The sequence below is a fragment of the Lysinibacillus sp. G1-3 genome, from assembly GCF_056322905.1.
In genome coordinates, this window is the sequence record NZ_JBWHYQ010000021.1 from 88645 (window position 1) to 101173 (window position 12529).

12 protein-coding genes and 1 riboswitch are annotated in these 12529 nt (G+C 37.4%); of the genes, 6 read left to right on the forward strand and 6 right to left on the reverse strand.

The genetic code is table 11. The features are described from left to right. Together ACVYAD_RS20525 and ACVYAD_RS20530 are read right to left on the reverse strand one after the other, a co-directional pair. Positions 1-156: a hypothetical protein gene (locus ACVYAD_RS20525; RefSeq protein ID WP_170939071.1), complete on the reverse strand. Its 156-nt coding sequence runs from the start codon at positions 154-156 to the stop codon at positions 1-3. Then, positions 134-826, reverse strand: a complete 693-nt coding sequence (locus ACVYAD_RS20530) for a response regulator transcription factor (protein WP_079564002.1) — start codon at positions 824-826, stop codon at positions 134-136. The genes ACVYAD_RS20525 and ACVYAD_RS20530 overlap by 23 nt, the downstream gene beginning before the upstream one ends. 381 nt (positions 827-1207) lie before the next feature. On the opposite strand from ACVYAD_RS20530, the gene ACVYAD_RS20535 reads away from it, so the two are divergent. Further along, complete coding sequence (locus ACVYAD_RS20535; RefSeq protein WP_323650927.1) at positions 1208-1438, forward strand: MerR family transcriptional regulator; 231 nt, start codon at positions 1208-1210, stop codon at positions 1436-1438. A gap of 54 nt (positions 1439-1492) precedes the next feature. Here ACVYAD_RS20535 and ACVYAD_RS20540 read toward each other — a convergent pair whose 3' ends face one another. The 3 genes from ACVYAD_RS20540 to ACVYAD_RS20550 form a co-directional block, all read right to left on the reverse strand. Further along, the gene (locus tag ACVYAD_RS20540) at positions 1493-2479 is read right to left on the reverse strand and encodes a homoserine dehydrogenase (RefSeq protein ID WP_386831023.1); all 987 of its coding nucleotides are present in this window, start codon (positions 2477-2479) and stop codon (positions 1493-1495) included. Positions 2480-3171: 692 nt separating this feature from the next. Beyond that, positions 3172-3558, reverse strand: coding sequence for a hypothetical protein (locus ACVYAD_RS20545; protein WP_349662253.1), 387 nt, complete (start codon positions 3556-3558; stop codon positions 3172-3174). Positions 3559-3881: 323 nt separating this feature from the next. After that, positions 3882-5183 carry an O-acetylhomoserine aminocarboxypropyltransferase/cysteine synthase family protein gene (locus ACVYAD_RS20550; RefSeq protein ID WP_476427742.1) on the reverse strand — a complete coding sequence of 434 codons (1302 nt, stop codon included), beginning with the start codon at positions 5181-5183 and terminating at the stop codon, positions 3882-3884. A gap of 117 nt (positions 5184-5300) precedes the next feature. After that, a riboswitch (SAM riboswitch) is annotated at positions 5301-5414 on the reverse strand. Between the two features lie 296 nt (positions 5415-5710). Here ACVYAD_RS20550 and ACVYAD_RS20555 point away from each other — a divergent pair. Continuing rightward, positions 5711-6343, forward strand: a complete 633-nt coding sequence (locus tag ACVYAD_RS20555) for a glycerol-3-phosphate acyltransferase (protein WP_386831029.1) — start codon at positions 5711-5713, stop codon at positions 6341-6343. A gap of 181 nt (positions 6344-6524) precedes the next feature. Continuing rightward, the gene (locus tag ACVYAD_RS20560; protein WP_349662256.1) at positions 6525-8006 is read left to right on the forward strand and encodes a DASS family sodium-coupled anion symporter; all 1482 of its coding nucleotides are present in this window, start codon (positions 6525-6527) and stop codon (positions 8004-8006) included. A 276-nt stretch (positions 8007-8282) separates the two neighbouring features. Here the strand turns inward: ACVYAD_RS20560 and ACVYAD_RS20565 are convergent, their stop codons facing one another. Continuing rightward, the gene (locus ACVYAD_RS20565; RefSeq protein WP_476427743.1) at positions 8283-9803 is read right to left on the reverse strand and encodes a succinate CoA transferase; all 1521 of its coding nucleotides are present in this window, start codon (positions 9801-9803) and stop codon (positions 8283-8285) included. Positions 9804-10086: 283 nt separating this feature from the next. Here ACVYAD_RS20565 and chrR point away from each other — a divergent pair, with 283 nt between their 5' ends. From chrR to ACVYAD_RS20580, 3 genes are all read left to right on the forward strand, one after another. Beyond that, positions 10087-10818 carry a class II chromate reductase ChrR gene (chrR, locus tag ACVYAD_RS20570; protein WP_476427744.1) on the forward strand — a complete coding sequence of 244 codons (732 nt, stop codon included), beginning with the start codon at positions 10087-10089 and terminating at the stop codon, positions 10816-10818. A 278-nt stretch (positions 10819-11096) separates the two neighbouring features. After that, entirely contained in the window at positions 11097-11396 is a 300-nt protein-coding gene (locus ACVYAD_RS20575) for a hypothetical protein (RefSeq protein WP_476427745.1), read from the forward strand. A 382-nt stretch (positions 11397-11778) separates the two neighbouring features. Next, positions 11779-12249, forward strand: a complete 471-nt coding sequence (locus ACVYAD_RS20580; protein ID WP_476427746.1) for a peptide-methionine (S)-S-oxide reductase — start codon at positions 11779-11781, stop codon at positions 12247-12249. The last annotated feature ends 280 nt before the right edge of the window (positions 12250-12529 follow it).

Below are 12529 nucleotides of genomic sequence, written 5' to 3' on the forward strand. Positions count from 1 at the left end.
CTAAAAAATTCTCTCGAGCAATTGTAACATCCCCGGAGAGTGGGCAGTTACTATCTGATACGCATACACGCCAAAATAAATAAGTCCAATAACCCCTGCTACAAACCCTGCAATTGTAACATACTGCTCTACTTTATTTTTCCATTTTATAGCCAACGCCCCACACCACCTTTAAATAACGTGGATTTTTCGGATCTGCTTCGATTTTTTCACGTATTTTTCGAATGTGTACAGCCACAATATTTTCTGCATTGTACGCTTCCTCATTCCATACACGTTCATAAATCTCTCCTATCGAAAATACACGTCCTGCATTTTTCATTAGTAATTCCGTAATTTTATATTCGATTGGCGTTAATCGAACAGGTTCGCCTTCTAAATTGACTTCCTTTGCATCTTCATCTAATACAAGACCGTCGATTTCCACCTTTGCCGCTCCTTCATTGTACGTCCCAAGTTGTACATAACGTCGCAGTTGAGATTTCACACGAGCCAATAGCTCTAACGGATGAAAAGGCTTTGTAACGTAATCATCTGCGCCTACAGATAGACCATGAATTTTGTCGCCATCCTCTGCCTTTGCACTAAGCATAATAATTGGAATATTGCGCTCTTCCCTAATTTTAAACGTCGCTGTAATTCCATCCATATTCGGCATCATAATATCTAAAATAATTAAATGTACTTCATTGTTTTCTAATTTTTCAATTGCCTCTAAGCCGTCAGCAGCTTTAATAACATTGTAGCCTTCATTTTTTAAATAGATTTCAATACCATCACGAATATCTTGATCATCGTCTGTAACAAGAACTGTTAGTTTCGTCATGATATACACCTCGCTCTCAATAAATAGTGTACCTTTTAAATCTTAAAAACCAGTTATTATAAAAATGAAGAAATTCTTAAGATTTTAATGAATCTCATTACCAAATTTGTGAGTTGTTTTCCGTTCCGGTTGGGGCGTTTGATTAGTCGCTTGGATCAACTAAGGTTGTCCCCCAATAAAAAATAATAGTTGTACCTGTTAGACGAATTAATTAGAAAAAAAGACATTGTTAATACTAGTCCCCACAGCCCATTAACATTAATAATACAGATTTATCAAAAAGTAAACAATTACCATTTTCCTTTTTCTTTCATTTATTAACCTACAGTAGGCTTTCTTTTAACGGGAGGTTATAATATAAACAACAAAAGGAGCGAAATTATGTATAAAACAATTGAAGAAACAGCCATCGACCTTAGTATGCCAGAAGATCAAATACTTCGCTTAGTTTACGAGGGCCGTATTCGTTCAGTATACGATGGGGACCAAATACTGATTAATAGTGGGCAGTTTAGTACTTATTTTGAGCAGCTAGATCGTATTAAAGAGGAAATTGAAATTTGGCGGAATACTCCTATTCCAGAGGATATTGATGTTAAAGATGAGGATTAAAAAAATGCCTATCATTCAAACAAGTTGAGCATTGTTGAATGATAGGCATATCTATTATATTGTTACGACAAACCCGGCTCTTTTACCGATAATTTCGGCATAATCTTCTACCATTACACTAGCTGTTGGATACATACCTGCTCCAGGTCCAACTAGCGTTAAAGTGCCAATATAATTTGTATCTAATGCCACAGCATTATTGACGTCATCAACGGGGTAAAGTGGATGTTCTTTATCTACTAATTGCGGGCCAACCTTTGCGACCACTTTACCATCCGCTAGTTTCTCAACCTCTGCAACGTGGCGGTAACGCAAGCCTTTTTCGCATGCTTCTTTTACTTCCTCTGCCGAAATACTATCAATACCTACTACTTCGACGTCAGCCCAGTCTGGTTGTTCACCAAATGCTAAAGCACTTAAAATCATTAATTTTTTAAAGGCGTCCTGCCCAGAAATATCATTATATGGATCTGCCTCTGCATAGCCTAAATTTTGCGCCTCTTTTAAAGCAGTTTCGAACGACCAGCCTTGTGAACGCATTTTCGTTAAAATATAGTTGGATGTCCCATTTAAAACACCTTGAATACGACTAACATCATTGACAAGCAAAATGTTTTTCATCGTTTTAATAACTGGTACACCACCAGCCGTTGTTGCCTCAAAGCCCACAAATACACCGTTTGCTTTTGCAAGGTCCTGTAGCTCTAAGCCTCGCTTTGCAAACATTACTTTATTAGCTGTGATAACATGACATTTATGTTCAACAGCGCGCTTTAAGTAAGTAAATGCTGGCTCCTCATTCACGATTGCCTCAAAAACAACCTGCATACCTGGTTCAGCTAAAACTTCATCCATACTAGTTGTCATTAAATGTGCTGTCCCTGGTACGCGTTCACGGCTGGCGTCTGTCACTAAAATTTTTGCTACTTCTAGCTCAATGCCTAATTTATTTTTAAGCTCTTCACGCTTTTCGTTTAATATATGGTAAATTCCTTGACCTACCGTTCCAAATCCTAATATAGCTGCCTTTATAGTTGCCATTTCTGTTATTCCCTCCAACTTACATTCCGCAGTTTCATTATATTTATTTCGTCTCAGCTTAATTCGTACAGATTTTGAATTGTTCGCTGACTTTACAAAGCAGGTCAGTTTGCCGTGTTTAACACTTCGTCTTCAGACAGATATTTAGTCATTGTGTTTCACTCTCACTACAAAAATATTCTGAATGAAGATACAGTCTGTGAAACACACAAATTCAAATAATTCAAAATTTAACTTATTGAAAATTGTATCGTAAATACATACATTTCACAAGAAAAATCTTTCTAGGATGGACATTTGTTTCTCCTAGAAGTGCAAAGGAAATCGTTTTCATTCCTTTTATTATATGATTTTTCACTTGATCTATAAAATATTGAAGAAATATTGACGATTCTTATAAAAACTAAGGATCATCACAATTGTGTGGGGTTGATTTCCTGGGGGGCGCCCAACCTCCACTCCAATCAACTTATACTTGGTATTAATTTTAACAAATGTCATCCACAGCTTTTGTAATGAGCCAAAAATAATTGTCTTTCTTCTATTATATTTATGTAAATACATTTATAAAAATTGTTCTTTTGAAATATATTAATAAAAATTTTTTCAATTATAATAGTATATCTTCCAACATCTAATTAAAAAACTCATTCTCTGTAGCAGCAGAGAATGAGCATAATTATATGAGGGATTTAACTAGCTTTTGCTAGTAATTTATAACGATATTGTGTTAACGCTTGTTGCACCAGTCTTATTTCCTCTAGCGTAAAATTTGGTATTGCATACGTACGTTCAACTAATTGGAACGTGCCGTATTTTAAGTAATACTCTGTTGCTGGTAGAGAGATATGACTTGCTCCATAGCCTTCATAAGCTTCAAAAACTTCTTTTACTGTATAGCCTTCTTCTTTGACATAAACAATTTCCTTAAAAGCTGAATGTCCGAAGTTCTCTTGCCATTTACTCTCAACTGATGCAAGTATGTTTTGAATGGACATGTTGTTCACAAAAACATGACCTTCATTTAACTCATAAATAAGATAAGATGCAATGTTTTGCGCACTATACACATTTCCCATTTAAAACACTCCTTTATCATCAGTATTGGTAGATAAGAGTAGTTACTGACTTAGCAACTACTCCGCTTCATATATTTCAAAAGTGGGGGAGCACTTATGAAAACTAAATGTCGAACGCTTTTCTTATTTCCTAGTATAAAACAAGGAATTAAACAAGTCAACAATACTTATCAAATTACTAGGTATTATTTTTAAAGATTTTCAGTTACCTTTACCGAATGAGGCAAGCGGATGATGTAGCAACGTTTTACGCATTACCAAATGAGGCCTATCGAATGGGAAAATACGTAAACGCTACAACATTAGTCAATGTCTTTTAGTATTTAGGCTTCTACTTGTTGCTGGATAGCTGTTACTTGTTCAATAGCTTGTTCTAAATCTGCAATAATGTCCTCTACTGCCTCTAAACCGATGGATAAGCGAATGAGCGACTCGGTTACGCCAGTTTGGATTAGCTCCTCAGCTGATAGTTGCTGATGTGTAGTAGATGCTGGATGGATAATTAATGATTTCGCATCCCCTACATTTGCTACGTGCGAGAATAATTTCACACTATCGATTAATTTACGCCCTGCTTCACGCCCACCTTTAATACCAAATGTAAGCACGGATCCGAAGCCATTTCTCAAATACTTTTTAGCTAACTCATGAGTAGGGAAATCTTCTAAGCCATTGTAATTTACATATTCCACAGATGGGTGGTTTCGTAAATATTCAGCTACCGCTAATGCATTTTCATTGTGTTTAGGAATACGCAAATGAAGCGTTTCTAAACCTTGTAATAAATTAAATGCTGCATCTGCACTTAATGTTGGTCCAAAGTCGCGTAGTAATTGCACTCGCAGTTTTGTGGCAAATGCAGCCGCTGCTGTGTCAATACCATAACGCAAACCGTGATAAGAAGCATCTGGCTCTGTAAAGCCTGGGAAGCGTCCACGAGTCCAATCAAACTTCCCTGCATCTACAACAACGCCACCTAAAGTTGTACCATGGCCGCCAATCCATTTTGTTGCGGAATGAACAACGATATCTGCACCGAAATCAATTGGTGTAGAGCCATATGGTGAAGCAAATGTGCTATCAATAATTAATGGTAAGCCGTTTTCATGTGCTACATTCGCTACTGCTTCGATGTCTAGCACTTTTAAACTTGGGTTACCGTAAATTTCAGCGAACACCGCTTTTGTTTTATCTGTAATAGCTGCTCGGAAATTTTCTGGATTTGTTTCGTCTACAAAAATTGTTTTAATACCGTAGTTTGGTAGTGTGTTGGCGAATAAATTATAAGTACCTCCGTACAAAGAGCTACCTGCAACAATTTCATCACCTGCCCCTGCTAGATTTAAAATTGAAAATGCAATAGCTGCTGCACCAGATGAAAGTGCTACCGCTGCTGTACCGCCTTCTAATAAAGCGACGCGTTTTTCAAAAACATCTACAGTTGGGTTTGTAATTCGTGTGTAAATATTGCCAGCTTCCTCTAAGGCAAAAAGACGTTGCGCATGAGCAGTGTCTTTAAAAACAAATGCCGTTGAGCGATATACGGGTACTGTACGAGATCCTGTTACCGGGTCTGGCTCTTGGCCACCGTGTAACAGCAATGTTTCTGGTTTAAAATTTGTCATTGTATACCTCCATATGGTTATTTTTTTACGATGGCACCGGAGATGAGGAGGATTTTTTAAGTAGAAAACAAAAACCCTCTTCAGCTAAGAAGAGGGTTGCGGTTGCAAGTTTTCCTCCCCTTATCTGCCAGATCCAAGTAAGAATCTGTAGGAATTAGCACCTTAGCAAGCTCGTCACTTACTGGTTGCCGGGCATCATAGGGCCTATCCCTCCGCCGCTCTTGATAAGAGTATGTGATTCAATTTCCATCGTTGTTACAAAGTATAAACATAGACATTTTCTCTGTCAACACTAAAATTTTATTTTTTCCGAAACTTCTGTCTGCTTTTTTACGTATTACGAACGCATACATTATTTTAATGATAAATGATTTATCATCAAAACTTGGGGTTGATTTCCGTTCCAACTGGGCGCTTTCCTGGGGGCGTCCAGTCGGAACGGAAATCAACTTATATACAATGGCACGTTTTAAAATGACATCCCTAGCTTTTATTGATGAGCTTATTATTTAGAAAGGAGGACTTTAATGTTAAAAGCCATTATCATTTTTCTTCTTGTTGGTTATTTGATTGGCTGCATTCATGGCTCTAAAGTTGCTCAGTTTTTATCTGGGGTAGATTTAAAAAAGACTGGTTTTGGTAATGCAGGTGCCTCTAATGCCACGCTTTCCCTTGGATGGAAATACGGCATATTAGTCGGACTTATCGATATCGGTAAAGGTGTTGCAGCTATAATCGGTGCACATGTCTATCTTGCTGATATAACACAATTAACTGAAGTACAAGTTTGGCTCTTTATCTATATCGTAGCAGCCGGTGTCATTCTAGGTCATAATTTCCCATTTTATATGGGCTTCAATGGCGGCAAAGGAACTGCTTCAATTATTGGGATATTACTCGCGATTGATTGGAAAGTTGGCTTATTTGCACTCATTTTATTTGTTATTTTTTCTTTCGTGACGAGCTTTTTAATTGTCGGTGTACTTGAATTTTATCTCGTTTTTTGTACAGCCACATATTTATGGATTCCTGGGGTCGGCCCAACGTTTATAGCCTTATTTCTTTTTAGTATAGCCATCATTTTGCATATCGAAAATATTAAACGATTGATGCTAGGAACTGAGCCTAAAGTTACCTCTGCATTCAAGAAGAAAAACTAATATCTTTTGGATATTTTTGTCTTTTCTATGACCGCGGATTTTCTCGTAACTGCCCATTATCGCTATAACTAGAGCGCATTTGAACACACTAGCTTTTTTTACAATAAATAGACAATTTACTTTCTTAATAAAGCATTTTACTAGTCGATGTTATAGAAAATGCTAGAAAGGATGAGAAAGTATGTCTACTTCTGAACAAGCAAAACCGAAACGTAATTTAAAGCCACTCTGGATTGCATTAGCCTTCGCATCCCTAATCATCATAACTTTTTTACCGAACAACGGCGATTTACCTGTAGCTGGACAACGGGCTTTGGCTATTTTAGCTTTCGCGGTCATCCTATGGGTTACAGAAGCAGTATCCTATCCCGTTAGCTCTGCCATGATTATTGCTCTAGTTACAGTTTTACTAGGATTAGCTCCGTCAATGGAAGATCCAACGAGAGAGCTAGGAACATCAGATGCATTAAAATTAGCATTAAGCGGATTTAGTAATTCAGCAGTTGCACTAGTAGCCGCAGCTCTTTTCTTAGCGGCAGCCATGCAAATTACCAATTTACATAAACGTCTTGCACTATGGATTCTTTCACTAGTAGGGACAAAAACGAAAGCCATTGTCTTCGGTGCTATTTTAGTATCTATTGCACTCGCATTCTTCGTCCCTTCTGCTACTGCACGTGCAGGCGCAGTTGTACCAATTCTACTCGGAATGGTAGCGGCATTTGGTTTACCACGCGATAGTCGACTTGCTGCTTTACTTGTCATTACCTCTGTGCAAGCTGTCTCCATTTGGAATATCGGTATTAAAACGGCAGCAGCTCAAAATATGGTCGCTTTAAATTTCATTAAAGAACAATTTGGTGTGGATATTTCATGGGGTGCTTGGTTGCTTTACGCGGCTCCCTTCTCCATCATCATGTCAGTAGCTCTATTTTTCATTATGATTACACTAATTAAGCCTGAAACAAGCAATATCGAAGGTGGCCGAGAAGTAATCAAAAAACAACTTGCGGAACTTGGCCCACTAAAAGCTCCCGAAATTCGATTAATCATAACATCTGTCGTTTTACTATTTTTCTGGGCTGCTGAGGGCAAACTCCACCCATTCGATACGACAACGGTCACAATCGTTGCAATTGCCATTTTATTAATGCCCAAAATCGGGGTCTATACGTGGAAACAAGTTGAACCGCATATTCCTTGGGGTACAATTATCGTCTTTGCAGTAGGAATTATGTTAGGAACAGTCTTGCTTAATACTAAAGGTGCATCTTGGTTATCTGATAAAGTATTCGGTTCACTCGGTTTAGATTCTATGCCAATTCTTGCAACCATTGCCCTTGTCACTTTATTCAATATTCTTATTCACTTAGGCTTTGCGAGCGCAACAAGCTTAGCATCTGCGCTTATACCAGTATTTATCGTTTTAGCTTCAACATTAACGACTAATGTCGATCAGGTTGGTTTCGTTATCGTGCAACAATTCGTTATTAGCTTCGGCTTCCTCTTACCTATTAGTGCACCACAAAATATGCTTGCCTATGGTACAGGAGCCTTTACAACAAAAGATTTCTTAAAGTCTGGTATTCCATTAACGATCATCGGATACATCCTAGTTCTTTTATTCTCCGCAACATATTGGAAATGGATTGGATTATTGTAAGAAGCAGCTAGGGTTTTCTTTGGACACCTGATCACTTCGAGGGGCTACCTGATCACTTTACGGGCCTACCCGATCACTTTACAGCCTTACCTGATCACTTTACGGGGATACCCGATCACTTTATAGGCCTACCCGATCACTTAACAGGGCTACCTGATCAATTTACGGGCTTAACCGATCACTTCGTAGAGCTACCTAAACTTTCGGGACAACATTATTAACAATGAAAAGCCTTGAAGGAACAAATAAACTATCCTTCAAGGCTTTTTCAATTTATTATTTCGATAAAGCTGGGTTCTTCATCGTGCCATTTTTTGCGTAATTCACATGCCATGAGAGCGCTTTTTCTAAAACATGTGGCGTATGATGTCCACCTGTTGCTTCATTGGCATCATTAAAATACTTCCATAGCTGCTCACGATACTCCGGGTGTGCACAGTTATCGATAATGAGTCCAACCCTCTCTCTTGGAGCAAGCCCACGTAAGTCTGCTACTCCCCGCTCTGTTACGATGACGTCTACATCATGCTCTGTATGGTCTACATGCGACACCATTGGAACGATACTAGAAATATTTCCGCCTTTTGCATAAGATTTTGTGACAAAAATACCTAATCTTGCATTACGCGCAAAGTCTCCAGAACCGCCGATTCCATTCATCATTTTTGTACCAGAAACATGTGTAGAATTCACATTCCCGTAAATATCTACTTCTAATGCCGTATTAACAGAAATCAACCCGAGTCGGCGAATAATTTCTGGTTGGTTAGAAATCTCTTGCGGACGTAATACTAGTTTATCTGTATATTTTTCAAAATTACCATAAACTCTATTTCCAACTTCCTCGGAAAGTGTAATTGAAGTAGCAGATGCGAAGTTTACCTTTCCGGCATCAATTAATTCGAATACCGCGTCTTGCAATACTTCTGAATATACTTCTAAGTTCTCAAACTCAGAATCTTTAAAACCTAATAAAACGGCATTTGCTACTGAGCCTACACCCGATTGAATAGGCCTTAAGCTTGTTGTTAAACGCCCTACTTTAATTTCTTCACGTAGGAAATTTAATAAATGATTAGCCATAATATCTGTCTCTTCATCCGCAGGGACAATCGTTGATGGCGCATCTAAAATATCTGAAATTACAATGCCTTTTACTTTATTTAAATCTAGTGGTATACCAATTGTGCCAAGCCGATCAGATACATTTTGCAATGGAATTGGATCACGTTGCCCCTGTAGTCCTGGTACAAAAATATCATGGACACCTTCTAATTCATCAAGCTGAGCTACGTTCAACTCAATAATTATTTGGTCTGCCTCTTGCACAAAAATCGGAGAGTTACCAACTGAAGTTGTAGGAATTAGTAAGCCGTCTTCTGTAATAGCAGCTGCTTCAATAATCGCAAAGTCAATGGGACCGATAATACCTTGACGTACTAACTCCGCATTATGTGATAGATGCGCATCAACGAATGTGATGTCACCACTGTTGATTTTGTTACGAATGCCAGCATCTGCTTGGAAAGGTCCACGTTTACGAATAACGCCAGCTTCTGCTAAGTATTGGTCGACTTCTGGGCCTAGTGATGCACCTGTATATACATCTACCTTGAAGTTCTCCTTTTTAGCTTTTTCCACAAGCGCAAGCGGTACCACTTTAACGTCACCAGCACGAGTAAATCCACTCATCCCAAGAACCATACCATCCTTAATCCAAGACGCTGCTTCATCTGCTGTTACTACCTTGCTCCGTAGCTGTTCATTACGAAGCTTTTTCGCCAACTTTTCTTCCATCCCCTATTCCTCCATCCGACTTTATTTTGTTCAACTAGATTATCCGGTTTACTCATTTTGGTATAGTCATCCATTTATTAGAAATCCAACCAAATGAACCGCCCACACATAATTTTAAACTATTTAGAATTTTTAATCTATAACTAACAAAATATTTTATTTTACGAGAAATTTTATGCATCTGCAAATTATTTAAAAATAATTTCAACATGAAAAAAATTCGATTTTGACGAAAAAGCGTGATATGCTCTTGATATATAAAAGGGAAAAGGGGATTTTTTTGATGGTTAAAGAATTATTACGCAACCACTCTTCGGTTCGTATTTATGATGGAAATCCGATTTCGAAGGAAATTATTGAAGAATTAATTGCTACTGCACAAATGGCTGCTACATCACATTTTGTACAAGCTTATAGTGTTCTTTGGGTCACTGATGAGGAGAAAAAAGAAAAACTAGGGTTACTCTCTGGTAATCCTCGTCAATACGAAACTTCAGGCGGTGCCTTTGTCTTTTGTGTAGATTTCAAACGTCTTCAATCAGCAGGCAAATTAGAAGGTGTAGACATCGTCGCTGATTCCGCAGAAAATGTACTTGTTGGAGTGGCCGATGTATCATTATTCGCGCAAAACTTCGTTGTTGCTGCAGAATCTATGGGATATGGAATTTGTTACATCGGTGGAGTGCGTAATAAGCTAGAGGAAATAAGCGAATTATTCAATCTACCTGACTATGTTTTCCCACTATTCGGCTTAACAATCGGGGTTCCTGCACGTCGCAATGAAGTAAAACCTCGTTTACCTGTTGCAGCAGTATTACATGAAAATGAATACAATACAGAAAAATATGAGGAACTTTTACCAGCGTACAACGACACAATGGAAGCATACTATAATAATCGCTCATCCAATCGAAAAATTGATAACTGGACAAAGCAAATGGCTGATTTCTTAATTGAACAGCGCCGTCCTCATATTAAAGATTTCTTAGCGAAAAAGGGTTTTAATTGGAAATAACTTCATCAACAAGCTATGTGGAGTTACTATCGTATTGATAGTAACTCCACTTCTTTTATATTCTTTTCTTTGGCTTCTAAACTAAACGATAAGTTAAAGGGATTAAATCCATTAACTTTTAGACGTTTTTTATGATTATGGTATCTCCTTGTAGCTCAATTCTTTATTAGGCATTTATGTTAATATGACTATAAAGATTGTGAAGAACGACGCAGAAAGTTAGGATTTCCTGTATACAAAGAACTTTTAATATAAATAAATCGAAGGGAACTTGAATTATGATTAGATTATTTTTAGAATTAATTCGGATAATTGTAATTTTCTTAGTTCTGGGTAGTATGATGGGAGCTTTGGTGAAATTAATCTATACGAATTTAGGGATAAATGTAGATAATACCAATGGTGGCTGGTTAGTTGGTATTTCAATTTTTATTTTATTTTTTGTGTTATATAGAAATAAATTTCAATTTTCCGGATTTTATAAAGGGCCAGGAAAAGAAAAGCTTCCAAAAGAAGTTAGTAATTCTCTAATTTTATGTTCGATTCTAATGCTATTTATAGCTCCGTTCTTCAACTAAGGTTGTGCTTTAATTGGACAAGCTACAAAAGCCTTTGGAGATATACAGTGGTATGTCACATCCGTATGAACAATTTTAAGGCACACCCCTATGGAAAGCTATTAATAAAGGAGTAGATGGCCTTGCAGAGAATACATAGTCGGTTGATAAATGAGTCAGTAGAGAAAGATAAGTGAATGTGCTTGTTGGACTAACGTTGTGTTAATTAAAGGTCATTGAGTTGCATATGCAGCTCTTTTTTTCTTAATTGAACTAACGGTACAGGTTCGGTCCATAATATGGAATAATGAAATTTGTCATTAGTAGACCTAGTAACTACATTTTTTCCTCCTATTTACTTGGAATGAATTTTTATATTTTTTAAACAAAGAGGAGAGTCAATATGGAAATAGTATATTTTGCAGGTGGATGTTTATGGGGAGTACAAGCTTTTATAAAAACTTTACCTGGAGTTAAGTTTACGGAAGCAGGAAGGGCTAATGGAACAAGTCATACACTTGAGGGTGATTATGATGGGTACGCCGAATGTGTAAAAACAGAATTTGATCCGACAGTTGTAACAATCAGAGAGTTAATGGGGTATTTTTTTGAAATCATTGACCCATACAGTTTGAATAAACAAGGACAGGATGTTGGCGTGAAATACAGAACAGGAGTATATAGTGAAAAGCCTGAACACTTAAAAGAGGCGAAGGCGTTTCTTAATGAGAGAAATGATTACAACCTTATAGTTGTTGAAGTATTACCTCTTACAAACTATATGAGAAGTGCAGAAGAACATCAAGATAGGTTAGCTAGATGTCCAGATGATTATTGTCATATTCCAGAAGAAATATTAAATAGGTATAAGTAAGAGAGATTATTAACAGATGGTTTATGGGATTTAATCAGTTTCAACGATTGGGCGCGATTGTTTAATAAGCGTCACTGTTCTTCTTAAATTAACGGTGGCTTTACTTAAAGATGGAATTCCATAGAGCTTCCATCTTTTTCTTCTTCAACGAAAGGAGCAGCATTCCTGTTTGAAGGATGTTCGAGGTCTTGAAAGAAAAGGAGCCCTCTAGTATGATGCATGAGTGTCAACGACCATTGACCCATCATCAAACAAGGAGGACTCCTTTATGCATTTTAAA